The following is a 15,703-nucleotide window of genomic DNA, read 5'->3' as shown; positions in this document are numbered from 1 at the left end:
GGCCCGCTCACCCCCGCGGCGGGTCCGGCGGTGGCGTCGGCGCTCCCGGGAGCTGGATCACGGCTTCCGTGCCGCCGCCCGGCGCGGGGCGCAGGTCGATCGCGCCGCCGGCCTGCTGGACCGTACGCGCCACGATCGACAGGCCCAGCCCCGATCCGGGGAGCTGGCGGGCGGACGGGGAGCGCCAGAAGCGTTCGAAGACGTGGGGGAGTTCCTCGGCGGGGATGCCGGGGCCGTGGTCCCGGACCGTGAGCTCGCCCCGGTGCAGGACGACGTCGACCGTACCGCCGGGCGGGCTGAACTTCACCGCGTTGTCCAGCACGTTGACGACCGCCCGTTCCAGGGCCGCCGGTTCCGCGCGTACGTACCAGGGGGCCAGCTCCGCCGTGACGGTCAGTTCCGGGCCGCGCAGTCGGGCGCGGGCCAGTGCGGTGCGGGCGATCTCGTGGAGCGCGACCACCTGGAGCGGGCCGGGGTGCGCCGCGTCCGGGCGGGCGAGTTCCTGGAGGTCGCCGATGAGCGAGGCCAGCTCCGTCATCTGCGCCTTGACCGACGTCATCAGCGCCTTGCGGTCGTCCGGCGGGATGGCCCGGCCGGTCTCGTCACTGCGGGCGAGGAGTTCCACGTTGGTGCGCAGGGAGGTCAGGGGGGTGCGCAGTTCATGGCCGGCGTCCGCGATGAGCTGGGCCTGGCGGTCGCGGGACGAGGCCAGCGAGGCGGTCATCGAGTTGAAGGAGCGGGACAGCCGCGCGATCTCGTCCTCGCCCTCGACCGGGATGCGGACCGTCAGGTCCTCGGTGCGGGCGACGTGCTCGACGGCCTCGGTGAGCTCGTCGACGGGGCGCAGGCCGGAGCGGGCCACCCAGAGCCCGGCGGCGCCGGCGCCGATGACGCCGATGCCGGAGACGACGAGGAGGACCCAGGCGAGGGTGGAGAGGGGCTTGTCGATCTCGCTCAGGGGGCGGGCGATGGAGACGGCGAGGTCGGTGGGCCCCTTCACCGCCTCGGTGTAGACGCGCATCTTCACGCCGTCCGCGTCGGTCGCCGAGTGCAGCGCGTTCAGGCGCTCGTGATTGACCACCGCGAGGTCGGCCCTGCTCACCGGCAGTTCCGACGAATCGGGAGCCAGGCAGACCGTGCCCTGGGCGTCGATGAGCTGGACGGTGAGACCGGAGTAGGGGCGGGGCGGCACCGGGGTCGTACCCCGGCAGTAGGCGTACAGGCTGGTCAGGTAGCGGTCGTCCACGTTGGAACTGCGCAGCGTCGTGTTCAGCTGGTGCTCCAGCTGCGCCCTCGTCACGAACCAGCACGCGGCCGCCACCGCCGCCACCGCCACCGCCACCGCGGTCGCGACCAGCAGCGCCAGGCGGGAGCGCAGCGGCAGGGCGCGGATCCGCCGGAGCGGGCCGGTCATCCCTCGCCCCCGCCCGACCGCAGGGCGTACCCGACACCCCGGACGGTGTGGACCAGGCGCGGTTCGCCGCCCGCCTCGGTCTTGCGGCGCAGGTACATCACGTACACGTCCAGGGAGTTGGAGCTCGGTTCGAAGTCGAATCCCCAGACCGCCTTGAGGATCTGCTCACGGGTCAGCACCTGGCGCGGGTGCGCCAGGAACATCTCCAGCAGGGTGAACTCGGTACGGGTGAGCTCCACCCGGCGCGTGCCGCGCGTGACCTCGCGGGTCGCGAGGTCCATGCGCAGGTCCGCGAAGGCCAGCACGTTGTCGTCGGGGACGGGGCCGCCCGCGGCGACCGCGTACGAACTGCGGCGCAGCAGGGCGCGGATGCGGGCGAAGAGCTCGTCCAGCTCGAACGGCTTGACCAGGTAGTCGTCGGCGCCCGCGTCGAGCCCGGTGACGCGGTCGCCGACGGTGTCGCGGGCGGTGAGCATCAGGATGGGTGTGGTGGCGCCCGTGGAACGGATGCGGCGGGCCGCGGTCAGTCCGTCCATCCGCGGCATCTGGATGTCGAGGACGATGAGATCGGGGGCGTACGACTCGGCCTTGGTGAGGGCGTCGAGGCCGTCGACGGCGACCTCGGTGCCGTACCCCTCGAAGGCGAGGCTGCGCTGCAGGGCCTCGCGCACGGCGGGCTCGTCGTCGACGATCAGGATGCGCTGCGGATCGTCTTCGGCGGGGCTCATCGCTGCTTCGTCCTCTTCTCGTTCCGGGCGGGGCCGGGCGGGGCCGTGGGGGCGCGGCGCTCCCACGGCCTCGAGTTTCTCAGCCTCGCACGGCCGTGGCACGGCGTCGCGCGGCCCGGTGGCCGCGGCCGCCGGGGGTGGCGCTGAGCTCCGTGGCGCGGGGCCGTCGCCCGGCGGCGGGCGCCTGTGCGGTGAGGAGGGCGAGCGGCAGGGCCAGATCGGCGGGTCCTGCGGGGGTGCCGGCCGGGTGGTGCATGGGGGGTCTCCTTCGTTCCGTCGCCTCAGGAGCTGTCGCCGGCCCGCAGGGTGTCGAGGTCCGCCTTCAGGGTGTTCACCGGGATCGCGAAGCCGAGGCCGACGCTGCCCGCGCTGGAGCCGCCGGACGCGCTCGCCGAACTCGCCGAGTACATGGCCGAGTTGATGCCGATGATCTCGCCGTTCAAGTTGATGAGCGCGCCACCGGAGTTGCCGGGGTTGAGCGAGGCGTCGGTCTGGATGGCCTTGTACGTGGTGGTGGAGTCGCCGGTGTCGCCGTTGAACTGGCGGCCGCCGAACTCGAACGGCCACTGCTGCCCGCCGCCCTGTCCGTCCTGGCTCTGCCCCTGGCCGCTGTCGCTGTCCTTGGCGACCGTGACGTCGCGGTCGAGCGCGGACACGATGCCGCTGGTGACCGTGCCGGTGAGGCCCTCCGGCGAGCCGATGGCGACGACCTCGTCGCCGACGGCGACCTTGGAGGAGTCGCCGAGGGTGGCCGTCTTCAGCCCGCTCGCGCCCTGGAGCTTGATCAGTGCGAGGTCCTTGTCGGCATCGGTGCCGAGGACGTCGGCGGTGTACGTCCTGCCGGTGCTCAGCGTGACCTTGATGGACGTCGCGCCCGCGATGACGTGGTTGTTGGTGACGATCTCGCCGTCGGACGTGATGACCACTCCGGATCCGGTGGACTCGCCCGCGGTCGAGGTCGCGCCGATCTCGACGATCGTCGGCGCCAGCGCCGCGGCGACGCCGGAGACGGTGCCCTTGTTGCTCTGCGAGACGGTGGTGCCCGGGATGATGCCGCCGGCCGTGCTGTCGGTGCCGTGGTCGGTGAGCTGCCCGATCACGGTGGCGGTGCCGCCGCCGACGATCGCGGCCGCGATGGCCACCGCCGCGAGGAGCGCGACCGGCCGGCGGACCCGGCGGCGGGAGGCGGGCGGCTCGGGTGCGGCCTGCGGCAGCCCGTGGGGGCCCTCACCGCCGTGGCCCGCGCCGCCGGCGTGCCCGCCGGCGGCGCCGGGTGCGGGCCACACGGTGGTTCCGGGGCCCATGGCGACCGGCTGGACGGGCGCGTATGACGGCGGCGGCGGGTAGGCCGCGTCGCCGTTGCCGTACGAGGGGTACATCGGGTACTCGCCGCTCGGGCGCTGGCTCTCTGTCATGTCTACGAGAGTGTCCGGCGAACATGAGAGGAGCGTGAGTACGCCCTGAGAAGCCCGGCAGAACCTCGTATGCCCGATATAAAGGCCCCGGGAGGACGGGGTGTGCGCGCCGGAGCGCGCGGGACAGCTCTCAGGACAGCACCCGGGCCGCCGGAGGCTCCCCGCAGCCGCAGGAGCGCCGGACCACCAGCGCCGAGGGGAACTGCTTCAGCCGCTCCCGCCGCGAGCCCGACACCCGCAGCGCGTCGTCGAGCACCAGGTCGACCGCGGCCCGCGCCATCGCCGGGCGGTCGGAGAAGACCGTCGTCAGCGGCGGGTCCGTCAGGCCGGCTTCCTTCACGTCGTCGAAGCCCGCCACCGCGAGCTCGCCGGGCACGTCGATCCGCAGCTCGCGCGCGGCCCGCAGCACCCCGATGGCCTGGTCGTCCGTCGTGCAGAAGATCGCCGGGGGGCGGTCGGGGCCCGCGAGGAGCCCGAGCGCCACCTGGTAGGCGTCGTAACGGTTGTACGGGGCCTGGAAGAGCCGGCCCTCGGTCGACCGGCCCGACTCGTGCATCGCCCGGCGCCAGCCCTCGACGTGGTCGGCGACCGGGTCGCCGACCGCCGGGGTCGACTCCATGCCGCCGAGGCACGCCACGTACGCGTTGCCGTGTTCCAGCAGGTGGCGGGTGGCGAGCTGGGCGCCGCCGACGTCGTCCGTCACGACCGCGACGTCGTCGATCGCCTCGGGCCGCTCGTGCAGCAGCACGACCCGGGCGTCCCACGCCTCTATCTCCGCGGCCGCGCGCTCGCTGGGGCCCTGGCTGACGAGGATCAGGCCGGAGACCCGCATGCCGAGGAAGGCCCGCAGATAGTGGACCTCGCGCTCGTCGCGGTAGTCGGAGTTGCCGACCAGCACCATCTTCCCGCGCTCGGCCGCGGCCTGTTCGACGGCGTGCGCCATCTCCGCGAAGAACGGCTGCCGCGCGTCCGGCACGATCATCCCTATGAGATCGGTCCGCCGTGAGGCCATGGCCTGGGCGACCCGGTCGGGCCGGTAGCCCAGCTCCTTGATCGCGGCGAGCACCCGCTCGCGCGTGGCCGGGGCGACCGGCCGGGGTCCGTTGTTGATGACGTAACTGACCACCGCGGTCGACGTCCCCGCCAGTCTCGCCACATCGTCCCGCGTCACCTTGGCCACGCGCGGCAGTCTACGCGGATGGAACTACCTTCCGGCAGGCCGGACCGGGGCTTCTTCCGTGACCTCGGTAGCCTCCGGCTGCTCCGGACGGGTGAGGGTTTCCGGGGCCTCCTTCGCCGCGGCGGCCTTGGCCTCCTCGGCGGCGGCCCGCTCCACCTTCTCCGGTGCGACGAAGCGGTAGCCCACGTTGCGGACGGTGCCGATGAGCGACTCGTGCTCGGGTCCGAGCTTGGCGCGCAGCCGCCGCACGTGGACGTCGACCGTCCGCGTACCGCCGAAGTAGTCGTACCCCCAGACCTCCTGGAGCAGCTGGGCGCGGGTGAAGACCCGGCCCGGGTGCTGCGCCAGGTACTTGAGCAGTTCGAATTCCTTGAAGGTCAGGTCCAGGACCCGGCCCTTGAGCTTGGCGCTGTACGTCGCCTCGTCCACCGAGAGGTCACCGTTGCGGATTTCCATCGGGGAGTCGTCGGCGGTGATCTGCTGCCGGCCGGTGGCCAGCCGCAGCCGCGCCTCGACCTCGGCGGGGCCCGCCGTGTCCAGCAGCACGTCGTCGATGCCCCAGTCCGCGGTGACGGCCGCCAGGCCGCCCTCCGTGACGACGAGGATCAGCGGACAGCCGGGTCCGGTGGACCGCAGCAGCTGACAGAGCGAGCGGACCTGGGGCAGGTCGCGCCGTCCGTCGACGAGGATGACGTCGGCACCGGGGGTGTCGACGAGGGCCGGGCCTTCGGCAGGGGCCACCCGCACGCTGTGCAGCAGGAGGCCGAGGGCGGGAAGCACCTCCGTGGACGGCTGGAGGGCGTTCGTCAGGAGCAGCAGTGAACTCATCGCCGCTCACCTGCCTGGGTCGTCGGTCGGTGATCGTGCACGGTTGGCTCGCCCATTACGTCGGTCCTCCTCGTTCCCTGCGAGAGGGGCACTCCCGGGTCGGACCCGGGGGAGTATGCGGCACTGCTTCGTACGCTTGTTCGTGCGGTGGTCGTACGACGTTTCGTCATACGGGCCTTACGGGTGCAGCCCGTGCTGAGCTTGTCGAAACGTCGTCGTAACAACGCGCGGAAAGCACAAAAGGACCCGGGGGCTGCTTTGCCCGGATCCTCTTCCCAGCAGAATAGCCCACATGACTTCTGTGTCCGAGGGGCGATTTCGGAGTTCCTCTGTTCCCTTGATCACGCGCTGCCCGCTGCGGACCACATTGCCGGCCGGTGACGGGGTCCCGATCGAGGCGGTGTACGAGCCGTGTACGGCGGGTGCCGGCCCGGGCGCGGAGGCGGACGGCGCCGGGACGGCGATCGTCGTCGCGCACGGATTCACCGGTTCGGCGGACCGCCCCGCGGTGCGTCGCGCCGCTCAGGTGTTCTCGCAGCGTGCGGCGGTCGTCACCTTCTCCTTCCGGGGGCACGGGCGGTCCGGCGGACGGTCCACGGTGGGCGACCGCGAGGTGCTGGATCTGGCGGCCGCGGTGGCGTGGGCGCGGTCGCTCGGGCACACCCGGGTCGTTACGGCCGGGTTCTCCATGGGCGGTTCCGTGGTGCTCCGGCACGGGGCGCTGTATACGGCGCCAGGGGCGGAGGGGGAGGCGCAGGAGGTCGAGGGGCGCACAGAAGCGCACAGTGGGGCGCACGCGGACGCGGTGGTGTCGGTGAGCGCCCCGGCGCGCTGGTACTACCGGGGGACGGCCCCGATGCGCCGCCTGCACTGGATGGTCACCCGCCCCACCGGCCGGCTCGTCGGGCGCTACGGCTTCCGGACCCGGATCGACCGCGACGGCTGGGACCCGGTCCCCCTCTCCCCGGTCGAGGCCGCCGGGCTGATCGCCCCGGCCCCGCTGCTGATCGTGCACGGCGACCGGGACCCGTACTTCCCGCTCGACCACCCGCGGATGCTCGCCGACGCGGCGGGCGGGGCCGCCGATCTGTGGCTGGAGCCCGGCATGGGCCACGCGGAGAACGCGGCGGACGAGACCTTGCTCACCCGCATCGCCGACTGGGCGATGACGCGGTGAACGATGATGGACAGCTGACGCGTGAGCCGACGCGAGACGAGAGGAGCGCCGCCATGCCTGCGGGAACCATCCGCTACTGGGCCGCCGCCAAGGCCGCGGCCGGAACCGCGGAGGAGCCGTACACCGCTGCGACGCTCGAAGAGGCGCTCGACGCGGTGCGGGAACGGCACCCCGGCGAGCTGAGCCGCGTACTGCAAAGGTGTTCGTTCCTCATCGACGGTGACCCCGTCGGGACCCGGAGCCATGAGACCGTACGCCTTGCCGAGGGCGGCACGGTCGAGGTGCTCCCGCCGTTCGCAGGAGGGTGAACCGCAGAACATGAGCAGCAGCGATCAGCAGCAGCCGTACCCGCAGCAGCCACAGCATCCGCAGTACGCGCAGCAGCCGTACGGGCAGGAGCCGCAGCAGCAGCAGCAGTACGGGCAGGAGCCGCAGCAGCAGCCGTACGGGCAGGAGACGCCCTACGGCGACCCGTCGTACGGGCAGCAGCAGGCATACGGCGACCCGTCGCACGGCCGGCAGCAGTCCTACGGTGATCCGTCGTACGGCGGTCAGGCGTACCCGGCGCAGGCCTACCCCGGGCAGCAGGGCTACGCGGACCAGGGGAACGCGGTCCAGGGGCACGCGGACCCCTCGTACGGGCAGCAGTCGTCCCACGGGGGCGCTCCGGCGCCGTACGGGGTGTTGCAGGGCGCGTACGACCCGCACGCGCCCCAGCAGGCCGCCCCGTACCCGCAGCAGGGTTCCCCCGCCGCGCAGGCGCGGCCCGGGGACGACTGGCCGTCCGGCGAACAGGGGGTCGCCCAGACCTGGGAGGGCCAGACCTGGGACACCCAGTACCAGCCGACGATCCAGCCCGCCCGGCCCGAGGCGCCCGCCCAGGCCGCCGCCGACGACACCGCGTACCTGACGCCGCCGGTCGCGTCCGGCTCCTACCCGCTGCCGCCCGAGACCCGGAGTGCCCCCGCCGCTCCCGCCCCGGCCGCCGCTCCCGTGGCCGCCGTGCAGGGCGAGGACGGTTACAGCGCGCCGACCACCCTGGGCAACAGCCGCATCACCGACGCCCAGCGCGCCCGCGCCGAGGGCCGTTCGCCCATCATCGCGCCCGGTATGCAGCCGGCCGCGATCACCGCGGGGCTCGGGCTGCTGCTCGCGCTCGGGGCGGCCGTCGGGCAGTACGCCCTGGTCGTCCCGCTGGTGCTGCTCCAGGCCGTGACCGCGGCGGGATGGTTCCGGCTCAACGGCATGTGGCCCGCCCGGCAGGGCATCGCGCTCGCCTTCGCCGGCGGCCTCGTCGCCGATGTGGCGCTGCTCGTGGCCGGCCGGGAGAACGGCCCCGCCGCGATCCTGGGCACCCTCGGTGTGTGGGTGCTGCTCACCGTCGTGCTCCAGCTGCGCAGCCGGGCCGGCGCCGACGAGCGGATGCAGGGGCTGATGGCCACGGTCGCCTCGGCCGCGCTCGCGGTCCTCGCCGCCGGGCACCTCGCGGCGGTCCCGGACGCCGTGACGGTCGGCGGCGTGGCCGTCGCCGCCGCCGTGCTCGTCCGGGCGCTGCCGCTGCCCGGACCGGCCTCCGTGGTGGCGGCGCTCGTCGTCGCCGCGGGCGCGGGCGCGGTGGCGGGAGCCGTCACCGACCTGGGCGCCAAGGGCGCGCTGCTCGGCCTGGCCGCCGGCGGCTGTGCGCTGATCGGGCTGCGCGTGGCGAGCTATGACTACCCGTCACGCTTCGTGCACATGACCGCAGGAGTGGCGCTGCCGCTCACCGCCGCCGCCCCGGCCGTCTACCTGGTCGGGCGCATGGTCGCCTGACCCGTACCGCGTCACCCGGTATGCCGAAGCCCTCCGACGGGGAACCGCCGGGGGGCTTCCGCTCGTCGATCACCCGGGGTGTGACGTGCTGCCGCAGTAGGCTCACGCACGTCAGGGGTCCGGACGGACGAAGCGCGGGGGAGGACAGGCATGCGTGCACTGCGAATACTGCTGGTCGTCGTGGTGGTTCTGGCAGGGGTGTTCATCGCGGTGGACCGTGCGGCGGTGTACTTCGCCGAGTCGGAGGCGGCGGACCGGGTCGTGGTCTCCGGGGCGCGGACCGGGTCCACGGACGTCTCCATCAAGGGCTTCCCGTTCCTGACCCAGGTCGCCGGGTCGGAACTCGACGAGGTCGACGTGAAGATCACCGGCATCGAGGCCACCGCCGCCGGCCGCACCCTCCGGATCAGCAGCATGGACGCGGTGCTGCGCCAGGTGCGGCTGACCGACGGCTTCTCCGGCGCCACCGCCGCCCGTGCCTCCGGGACGGCCCTCGTCTCGTACCAGGACCTGACCAAGGCGGCCGACGAGGACATCGCCGTCGAGTACGGCGGCAACGGCAAGGTGAAGGTGACCGGCACGGTCAACATCCTCGGCCGGACCCTCTCGCGCAGCGTCCTGTCCACCGTCACCCTGGTCGACGGCCACACCGTGCGGGTCCACGCGGACGAGGTGCCGGGCGAGGGGATTCCCGGCCTCGAAGGGCTCGTACGCGAGAAGACCGACTTCGAGCGCGAGGTCGGCACCCTGCCGAACGGCCTGAAGCTGGAGAAGATCCAGCCGACCGCCGAGGGGCTGGAGATCTCCGTGACGGGCACCGACGTCCGCCTCGCCGGATGAGCACCGCCGCGGCCGGGTAGACACCGACCGCGTCCTCCCGCACCACCCGCCACAGCCGGGCACCCCTGAGGCCCGATCATTCACATGGTGAGACGGCGGAGTCCGTTCCGCAGATGCCTGACGGGCTCCGCGCCCAGGTCACGGCTGCCGCGGCACCCGCATCCTCCTCGGCGTCCCACATCCCGGACGATCGCGTCTCATTATGCGACACAACGGTGACATGCCCGCCCGTACGTCCCTACGATCGGTCCCATGCAGTGCTCTATTAGCGGTCTCCGGCAGCGGGGACAGGCGGATCTCACGAAGCGGCGGGCAGTGGACCTGTGCCGCGTCGCCGCCATGCTCTGTCGCACTGTCTGAGCGGGATCTCCCGCCTTCCCGGCCCTCCGACCGCTCGTCGGGGCCATCGCGCCTGAGGCCCGTGCACGCGCCGGACCCGCGCCGCGTCCATCCGCATCACGCACCATCCGCATCATCTCGCCGCAGACTGCCCCGGAGGAGAACAGCATGAGCCGCAGTGACGTCCTGGTAGACGCCGACTGGGTCGAGGCCCACATCGACGACCCGAAGGTCGCCATCGTCGAGGTCGACGAGGACACCTCCGCGTACGAGAAGAACCACATCAAGAACGCGATCCGGATCGACTGGACCAAGGACCTCCAGGACCCGGTCCGCCGCGACTTCATCGACCAGGCCGGCTTCGAGGAGCTGCTGTCGAAGAAGGGCATCGGCAACGACACCACGGTCGTCCTGTACGGCGGCAACAACAACTGGTTCGCGTCCTACGCGTTCTGGTACTTCAAGCTCTACGGCCACCAGGACGTCCGCCTCCTCGACGGCGGCCGCAAGAAGTGGGAGCTCGACTCCCGCGACCTGGTCGACGGCGACCAGATCCCGTCCCGCCCGGCCACCCAGTACAAGGCCCAGCCGCAGGACGAGTCGATCCGCGCCTACCGCGACGACGTCGTGAAGGCCATCGGCACCCAGAACCTGGTCGACGTGCGGTCGCCCGACGAGTTCAGCGGCAAGCTGCTCGCCCCGGCCCACCTCCCGCAGGAGCAGTCGCAGCGCCCCGGCCACGTGCCGAGCGCCCGCAACATCCCGTGGTCGAAGAACGCCAACGACGACGGCACCTTCAAGTCGGACGACGAGCTCAAGGCCCTCTACGAGGCCGAGCAGGTCGACCTGTCGAAGGACACCATCGCGTACTGCCGCATCGGTGAGCGCTCCGCGCTCACCTGGTTCGTGCTGCACCAGCTGCTCGGCCAGGAGAACGTCAGGAACTACGACGGTTCGTGGACCGAGTACGGCTCCCTCGTGGGCGTGCCGATCGAGCTCGGCGCCAACAAGTAGCCCTTCCGCGCGGCTCCGTACGCGGACTCCGACCAGCACGACCCCCGACCAGAAGGACAGAACACCATGTGTGGAGCAAAGGCCGGCGGCCCCGACGCTTCGACGATCAAGCCCGGTGAGACCACCATCCAGGGCAGCGTGACCCGTGACGGCGAGCCCGTCACCGGCTACGTCCGCCTCCTGGACTCGACCGGCGAGTTCACCGCCGAGGTCCCGACCTCGGCGACCGGACAGTTCCGCTTCTACGCGGCCGAGGGCACGTGGACGCTGCGCGCCCTCGTCCCGGGCGGCAGCGCCGACCGCACGGTCGTGGCCCAGACGGGCGGCCTCTCCGAGGTGGCCATCGCCGTCTAGGCGCTCTCACGGCTCTGCCGATGACCGGCCGAAGGGCCGCACCCCAGGGGGTTGGACGCTTCCTGTAGCGGGGTGCGGCCCTTCGCGCCGTCCGGGCGGCCGGCCCGTTCGTCCCAGGACCGGCCGGTCGGGCGGATCGGGCCTACGCTGGACTCATGTACCGCCGACGCCGGCGCGCCTACTTCGTGATGATGGGGGCCTGCCTCGTCCTCTTCGTCTCGGCCTGGGCCTTCGTGAGGCTCTGGTCGATGCCCGCCGCCATCGCGATGTGCGTGGTCGCGATGGTGATCCCGCCCGTCGCGGCGATGGTCGCGAACCGGAAGGGCCCGGAGGACCGCTGGTGGGACGACCCCACCGCAGAGTCCAGACCCCGGTCCCGGCCGGGCAAGGACGGACTCGCAGGGCCCACCGGCCCCACCGGCCCCACGGGGGATCCGGAGTCCGACGCGTGGTGGGACGAGCTCGACGGGAAGAAGCGCCGCCGGTGACGGGCGGGCCCCCATTCCGGTCGCCGCTGCGCTCAGTAGACGAGGGCCTGGACGTCCTCGGCCATGATCTCGCTGACGAAGACCTGCGCGCCGGCGATGCGCACGCCCTCCAGGACGTCCTGCTCGGTGATGTCGCGGCGGGCCGCGCACTGGGTGCAGAGAGTGATCCGCCCGCCCGCCTGGATCGACTCGATCAGATCCGGCAGCGGAGCCGCGTGCGGAAGTTCGAACTCAGCGGCGCGCCCCGGCAGCGCGAACCAGGCGGACTCCCCGGTCAGCCAGAGCGAGACCTCCACCCCGCTGGCCACGGCGACCGCCGCGACGGTGAACGCCTGCGAACAGCGCTCGGCGGAGTCGGCACCTGCGGTCACCTTGATCACGAGCTTCTTCGGCATATGCCGAACTGTAATCCCCGGCCGCACAACCTCGTTGGGGGCTGGCGGGTCAGTGGGGTGCGCAGATAACGGAATCTGCGCCTCAGGTCTCGTGGGGGGACCCCTTTTGAACCCGAAAGACACTGTTCCTGACGGGCCGGCCGAGCCGTCTGCGCAGGTGGAGCCGGCTGATCAGGCGCTTCCTGAACTAACTTCCCCGGAAGAGCCCGCGCCGGTCACGCCGGTCGCGGAAGTGCCCGCGTCCGCGACACCGCTCCCGGCGGCGTCCGCCGAGGAACCGCACCAGCCGCAGGCGCGCCCTGCGAAGCGGCGGCCGCGTGGCCGTACGACTCTGATCATCGCCGCCGCCGCGGTGCTCGGCATCGCGGCCGGCACCGCCGTCGGCTACGGCGTGCAGGCCGGGCGCGCCCCGACCCCGCTGGCCGCGCTCTCGCAGCCGGGGCTCGGTTACCCGGCGAAGGCGCTGCCGGCCGGTCAGGTGCCGGACCCGCTGCCGGCGTCACAGGACCGCCAGGTCCGCACGGACGGCGACCTGCGCAAGCTGCTCATTCCCCGGCCGAAGGGCTGGAGCGACAACAAGGACATGCTGTTCGTCCAGGACGGCTGGGTGGGGGTGGAGAACTACGCGCTCGACTTCGAGGACGAGGGCTTCATGTTCACCCGGCTCCTGGAGGCCGACGTCCGCCGGGTCGCGGCGGCCGCCTGGAAGAAGGGGGAGTACCGCACGGCCGACGTCCTGCTCGTGCAGTACCGCTCCGGCGTCACCGCGGCAGCCGCCCTCCACGCCGAGGATCAGCGTGCGTACATGCCCGACGAGGAGCACGGCGCGGGCAACGAGGGTGACGCGATCAAGGGCAGCCTCAACGGCCGCTATTACGTGTACAAGGTCCAGCGAAAGGCCGGTTTCATGCCGCTCTACCGGGCCAGGGCGGTGTTCGACCGCGGTGATGTCATGGCCGAGATCGACATCTCCGACACCGAACCGATCAGCAAGAAGGACATCCGGACGCTGGCCGAGCAGCAGTTGGAGCGCCTGTGAACGACGACGGCGCTCTCACGCCCGCACCGCAGCCCGTACCCCCGTCCGAGCCGGTGCCCGCGTCCGCTCCCGGGGGCGCCCCGGGCCTGCCGCCCGCTGCTGCTTCTGATCCCGTGCCGCGTGCCGGGAGGGGCGGGGCCCGCCGGGTGGTCCTCGCGGCGGTCCCCTTCGTGCTCGTGCTCGCCGCCGTCGCCGGCGCGGCCGCGTACACGAAGATCACCGTCGACGACGCCGACCGCACGGTCACGACGAGTCTCTGGCACAACCCCTCCCAGGGGCCGGGCAGGGATCCGGCCGGTGAGGTGGCCCGGGGCAGGGCCTCCACCGAGCTCAGCAAGCTGCTCCTGCCGGTGCCGCACGGATACCGGCTCGGCCCGGACGTCGGCGCGCACGGCAACGACAGCGAGCTCAGCGGCAGCGTGGCCACGGCCGAGATGAAGGAAGGCAGCCGGGGGCTGGCCGGCAAACAGCGGCGGGAGCTGGAGAAGAGGATCGACAAGCTCCACGTCCAGGGCCTCGCCATCCGGTCGTACACCTCGATGGCGAACGACCTGACCATCAGGACCGAGCTCGTGCGGATGAAGGACACCAAGGCCGTCCGTGACCTCTACGACTTCCGGACGGGTCTCTTCGACGCCATCGGCCCGTTCAGGGACGGGCCGGCGGTCGGCGGCCACAAGAAGAACGCCAGGTGCTTCCTTCAGCCCAAGGACAGCAAGCACAAGATCGAGAGCATGTACTGCATGGCGTACGACGGCGGGACGAGCCTCAGTTTCACGGCGTCCGGCATCAAGCCCTTCGCCGCGTCGGCCGTCGTCGAGCTGGTGAAGGACCAGCTCGACCACATCACGTCCCCGGGGGAGTACGTATGACCGAGCAGACGGCCGCACCGGCCGCCGAATCCGCGCCGCAGCCCGCCGACACCACTCCCGCCCCGGCTCCTGCCCCCCATGCCCCGGCCCCGCCTGCCCCGCCCGCGGTGACCCCGGAGGCGGTGCTGCCGCCCGGGCTCCCGCCCATGCCGCTCCTGCCGCCCCCGGCCCCGTCTCCCCGGCCGCCCCGCCGGGTGCTGCGGGCCGTGGCGCGCTGGACCGTCGCGGTGCTGGTGCTCGGCGGGTTCGGCGCCGGTACGGCGTACGCCATCACCTCGGCGGAGCGCACCGACGTACCGGGTCTGGCCACCGAGAGCGACGGCCGCTGGGACTACCCCCGGCTGAGCCTGCCCGCCCTCCCGGCCGGCGCGCCCCGCCCGTTCAGCGAGGGCAACACCGCCGAGGTCCACCACGCCGACCTCCGCGCGCTGCTGCTCCCGGCCCCGGCCGGAGCAACGGTGGACAAGAAGCTGACGGGGGGCTGGGTCAGCACGGAGCAGTTCGTCTCCGAGTACCAGAAGAGCTCGCGCGCCGATGTCACTCAGCAGCTCAGGGAGTCCGCCCTGCGGCACATCGCGGCGCGCGGCTGGACCATGCGGGACGGCACGTCGAGCCGGATCTATCTGCTCCAGTTCAACTCGACGGCCTTCGCCGAGGCGTTCCGCGACTCCCGCTACATCGGCTCCACGTCGGGAGACCCGGTGCCCGGTGCGGAGCACATGGACCTGGACGAGACGTGGAAGGGGGGCGGGGCGGTGGCCGACACCGTCTCCTACGTGTTCAGCGAGCCGAAGCCCTACGGCCCGGCCCAGGTCCGGCAGGCGTATCTGGTCGCCGGTGACACCGTCGCCCTGGTCGTCCAGTCCCGTCAGGGCGGCGGGGGAACGCCGCGCGTCCCCTTCCACCAGACACTGATCCTGCAGAACCAGCTGCTGGGCTGAACCGCCCCGCCGCACGCCCCGAACCGGCAGGGCCGGGCCCCACCCATTAGGCTGGGGCCCGGCCCTGTACTGCCGCCATACCGCTCGTTCAAGGAGCCCCCGTGCTTGAGGCATTCTTCTCCACCCTGCTGGTCCTGGTCTGCGTCGGCGTTCTCGCCTTCGCCGGCGTGACCGTGAAGAAGCTGTACCAGGGCCAGCGCTAGCCCTTCCGCACCCCCAGCGCCCCCGCCTCCGCCCTCCGCCTCACCGATCGATTGAGCCGTTCATGATCGAGATCCCGTCCGACCTCCACCCGGACCTCGTCCCGCTGGCCTTCCTGCTGGGCAACTGGACGGGCGCGGGTGTGTCCGACTTCCCCGGCGCCGAGAAGTGCAACTTCGGCCAGGAGGTCTCCTTCCGCCACGACGGCCGGGACTTCCTGGAGTACGTCTCGCACTCCTGGGTGCTCGACGGCGAGGGCAACAAGGTCCGGCCGCTGGAGTCCGAGTCCGGCTACTGGCGCATCGACAAGGACCGCAAGGTCGAGGTCGTCATGGTCCGCGACCAGGGCGTCATCGAGATCTGGTACGGCGAGCTGGCCGACAAGAAGCCGCAGATCGACCTGGTCACCGACGCGGTGGCCCGGACGGCGGCCTCCGGCCCGTACAGCGGTGGCAAGCGGCTCTACGGCTATGTGAAGAGCGACCTCATGTGGGTGGGCGAGAAGGCCACCCCCGAGGTCGAGCTGCGGCCGTACATGTCGGCGCACCTGAAGAAGGTCGTCACGCCGGAAGAGGTCGAGGCGATGGCGAAGAGCCTCGGCGACCTGCCGGACGACGGGATCGCCTTCTTCAAGTAGTCCACGGGCCTGATCCACGGACAGCCGGGGCC

19 protein-coding genes are annotated in these 15,703 nt (G+C 72.3%); 12 read left to right on the top strand and 7 right to left on the bottom strand.

The genetic code is table 11. From position 1 onward, the window contains the following. Positions 1-7: 7 nt before the first annotated feature. The 6 genes from ABZ454_RS23170 to ABZ454_RS23145 all read right to left on the bottom strand — a co-directional run bounded on the left by ABZ454_RS23170 (position 8) and on the right by ABZ454_RS23145 (position 5,565). Positions 8-1,414 carry a HAMP domain-containing sensor histidine kinase gene (locus ABZ454_RS23170; RefSeq protein WP_359540412.1) on the bottom strand — a complete coding sequence of 469 codons (1,407 nt, stop codon included), beginning with the start codon at positions 1,412-1,414 and terminating at the stop codon, positions 8-10. Then, positions 1,411-2,142 carry a response regulator transcription factor gene (locus ABZ454_RS23165; RefSeq protein ID WP_356324832.1) on the bottom strand — a complete coding sequence of 244 codons (732 nt, stop codon included), beginning with the start codon at positions 2,140-2,142 and terminating at the stop codon, positions 1,411-1,413. The genes ABZ454_RS23170 and ABZ454_RS23165 overlap by 4 nt, the downstream gene beginning before the upstream one ends. A gap of 79 nt (positions 2,143-2,221) precedes the next feature. Further along, a complete protein-coding gene (locus tag ABZ454_RS23160) occupies positions 2,222-2,398 on the bottom strand; it encodes a hypothetical protein (protein ID WP_359540410.1) in 177 nt (58 codons plus the stop codon). A gap of 25 nt (positions 2,399-2,423) precedes the next feature. After that, entirely contained in the window at positions 2,424-3,557 is a 1,134-nt protein-coding gene (locus ABZ454_RS23155; RefSeq protein WP_359540409.1) for a trypsin-like peptidase domain-containing protein, read from the bottom strand. Positions 3,558-3,687: 130 nt separating this feature from the next. Then, positions 3,688-4,737 carry a LacI family DNA-binding transcriptional regulator gene (locus ABZ454_RS23150; RefSeq protein WP_356324838.1) on the bottom strand — a complete coding sequence of 350 codons (1,050 nt, stop codon included), beginning with the start codon at positions 4,735-4,737 and terminating at the stop codon, positions 3,688-3,690. Between the two features lie 24 nt (positions 4,738-4,761). Next, positions 4,762-5,565, bottom strand: a complete 804-nt coding sequence (locus ABZ454_RS23145) for a response regulator transcription factor (RefSeq protein WP_359540407.1) — start codon at positions 5,563-5,565, stop codon at positions 4,762-4,764. A 292-nt stretch (positions 5,566-5,857) separates the two neighbouring features. Here ABZ454_RS23145 and ABZ454_RS23140 point away from each other — a divergent pair, with 292 nt between their 5' ends. The 8 genes from ABZ454_RS23140 (at position 5,858) to ABZ454_RS23105 (ending at position 11,586) form a co-directional block, all read left to right on the top strand. Then, positions 5,858-6,742: an alpha/beta fold hydrolase gene (locus ABZ454_RS23140; protein WP_359540406.1), complete on the top strand. Its 885-nt coding sequence runs from the start codon at positions 5,858-5,860 to the stop codon at positions 6,740-6,742. A gap of 53 nt (positions 6,743-6,795) precedes the next feature. After that, positions 6,796-7,050: a MoaD/ThiS family protein gene (locus tag ABZ454_RS23135; protein ID WP_352125639.1), complete on the top strand. Its 255-nt coding sequence runs from the start codon at positions 6,796-6,798 to the stop codon at positions 7,048-7,050. 10 nt (positions 7,051-7,060) lie between these two features. Then, positions 7,061-8,551 carry a hypothetical protein gene (locus ABZ454_RS23130; protein ID WP_359540405.1) on the top strand — a complete coding sequence of 497 codons (1,491 nt, stop codon included), beginning with the start codon at positions 7,061-7,063 and terminating at the stop codon, positions 8,549-8,551. Between the two features lie 150 nt (positions 8,552-8,701). After that, positions 8,702-9,391, top strand: a complete 690-nt coding sequence (locus ABZ454_RS23125; protein WP_356324848.1) for a DUF2993 domain-containing protein — start codon at positions 8,702-8,704, stop codon at positions 9,389-9,391. A gap of 252 nt (positions 9,392-9,643) precedes the next feature. After that, entirely contained in the window at positions 9,644-9,751 is a 108-nt protein-coding gene (locus ABZ454_RS23120; RefSeq protein WP_351392369.1) for a putative leader peptide, read from the top strand. Between the two features lie 147 nt (positions 9,752-9,898). After that, positions 9,899-10,744: a sulfurtransferase gene (locus ABZ454_RS23115; RefSeq protein WP_356324850.1), complete on the top strand. Its 846-nt coding sequence runs from the start codon at positions 9,899-9,901 to the stop codon at positions 10,742-10,744. Positions 10,745-10,810: 66 nt separating this feature from the next. Next, a complete protein-coding gene (locus ABZ454_RS23110; protein ID WP_018490348.1) occupies positions 10,811-11,098 on the top strand; it encodes a DUF1416 domain-containing protein in 288 nt (95 codons plus the stop codon). Between the two features lie 155 nt (positions 11,099-11,253). Continuing rightward, the gene (locus tag ABZ454_RS23105; protein ID WP_359540402.1) at positions 11,254-11,586 is read left to right on the top strand and encodes a DUF3099 domain-containing protein; all 333 of its coding nucleotides are present in this window, start codon (positions 11,254-11,256) and stop codon (positions 11,584-11,586) included. A 32-nt stretch (positions 11,587-11,618) separates the two neighbouring features. Here the strand turns inward: ABZ454_RS23105 and ABZ454_RS23100 are convergent, their stop codons facing one another. Continuing rightward, on the bottom strand, positions 11,619-11,981 hold the full coding sequence (locus tag ABZ454_RS23100) for a DsrE family protein (RefSeq protein ID WP_359540400.1): 363 nt from the start codon (positions 11,979-11,981) through the stop codon (positions 11,619-11,621). A 232-nt stretch (positions 11,982-12,213) separates the two neighbouring features. On the opposite strand from ABZ454_RS23100, the gene ABZ454_RS23095 reads away from it, so the two are divergent. From ABZ454_RS23095 to ABZ454_RS23080, 4 genes are all read left to right on the top strand, one after another. Continuing rightward, positions 12,214-13,020: a hypothetical protein gene (locus tag ABZ454_RS23095; RefSeq protein WP_359540398.1), complete on the top strand. Its 807-nt coding sequence runs from the start codon at positions 12,214-12,216 to the stop codon at positions 13,018-13,020. Then, positions 13,017-13,892 (top strand): hypothetical protein, encoded by an 876-nt coding sequence (locus ABZ454_RS23090; protein ID WP_359540396.1) that lies wholly within the window; start codon positions 13,017-13,019, stop codon positions 13,890-13,892. Before ABZ454_RS23095 ends, ABZ454_RS23090 begins: the two co-directional genes overlap by 4 nt. Beyond that, positions 13,889-14,833, top strand: a complete 945-nt coding sequence (locus tag ABZ454_RS23085) for a hypothetical protein (RefSeq protein WP_359540394.1) — start codon at positions 13,889-13,891, stop codon at positions 14,831-14,833. Before ABZ454_RS23090 ends, ABZ454_RS23085 begins: the two co-directional genes overlap by 4 nt. 265 nt (positions 14,834-15,098) lie before the next feature. Then, positions 15,099-15,671, top strand: coding sequence for an FABP family protein (locus ABZ454_RS23080; protein WP_359540392.1), 573 nt, complete (start codon positions 15,099-15,101; stop codon positions 15,669-15,671). The last annotated feature ends 32 nt before the right edge of the window (positions 15,672-15,703 follow it).

This window comes from Streptomyces sp. NPDC005803, from assembly GCF_040630435.1.
Lineage (GTDB): Bacteria > Actinomycetota > Actinomycetes > Streptomycetales > Streptomycetaceae > Streptomyces.
Note: the sequence above shows the minus strand (reverse complement) of the source record. Positions and strands in the feature narration are given on the sequence as shown.

What these genes read in the sequence shown, in the direction of transcription:
- ABZ454_RS23170 (WP_359540412.1), bottom strand. Translation starts at nt 1,414, where the DNA reads ATGACCGGCCCGCTCCGGCGGATCCGCGCCCTGCCGCTGCGCTCCCGC.
- ABZ454_RS23165 (WP_356324832.1), bottom strand. Translation starts at nt 2,142, where the DNA reads ATGAGCCCCGCCGAAGACGATCCGCAGCGCATCCTGATCGTCGACGAC.
- ABZ454_RS23160 (WP_359540410.1), bottom strand. Translation starts at nt 2,398, where the DNA reads ATGCACCACCCGGCCGGCACCCCCGCAGGACCCGCCGATCTGGCCCTG.
- ABZ454_RS23155 (WP_359540409.1), bottom strand. Translation starts at nt 3,557, where the DNA reads ATGACAGAGAGCCAGCGCCCGAGCGGCGAGTACCCGATGTACCCCTCG.
- ABZ454_RS23145 (WP_359540407.1), bottom strand. Translation starts at nt 5,565, where the DNA reads ATGAGTTCACTGCTGCTCCTGACGAACGCCCTCCAGCCGTCCACGGAG.
- ABZ454_RS23140 (WP_359540406.1), top strand. Translation starts at nt 5,858, where the DNA reads ATGACTTCTGTGTCCGAGGGGCGATTTCGGAGTTCCTCTGTTCCCTTG.
- ABZ454_RS23135 (WP_352125639.1), top strand. Translation starts at nt 6,796, where the DNA reads ATGCCTGCGGGAACCATCCGCTACTGGGCCGCCGCCAAGGCCGCGGCC.
- ABZ454_RS23130 (WP_359540405.1), top strand. Translation starts at nt 7,061, where the DNA reads ATGAGCAGCAGCGATCAGCAGCAGCCGTACCCGCAGCAGCCACAGCAT.
- ABZ454_RS23125 (WP_356324848.1), top strand. Translation starts at nt 8,702, where the DNA reads ATGCGTGCACTGCGAATACTGCTGGTCGTCGTGGTGGTTCTGGCAGGG.
- ABZ454_RS23120 (WP_351392369.1), top strand. Translation starts at nt 9,644, where the DNA reads ATGCAGTGCTCTATTAGCGGTCTCCGGCAGCGGGGACAGGCGGATCTC.
- ABZ454_RS23115 (WP_356324850.1), top strand. Translation starts at nt 9,899, where the DNA reads ATGAGCCGCAGTGACGTCCTGGTAGACGCCGACTGGGTCGAGGCCCAC.
- ABZ454_RS23110 (WP_018490348.1), top strand. Translation starts at nt 10,811, where the DNA reads ATGTGTGGAGCAAAGGCCGGCGGCCCCGACGCTTCGACGATCAAGCCC.
- ABZ454_RS23105 (WP_359540402.1), top strand. Translation starts at nt 11,254, where the DNA reads ATGTACCGCCGACGCCGGCGCGCCTACTTCGTGATGATGGGGGCCTGC.
- ABZ454_RS23100 (WP_359540400.1), bottom strand. Translation starts at nt 11,981, where the DNA reads ATGCCGAAGAAGCTCGTGATCAAGGTGACCGCAGGTGCCGACTCCGCC.
- ABZ454_RS23085 (WP_359540394.1), top strand. Translation starts at nt 13,889, where the DNA reads ATGACCGAGCAGACGGCCGCACCGGCCGCCGAATCCGCGCCGCAGCCC.
- ABZ454_RS23080 (WP_359540392.1), top strand. Translation starts at nt 15,099, where the DNA reads ATGATCGAGATCCCGTCCGACCTCCACCCGGACCTCGTCCCGCTGGCC.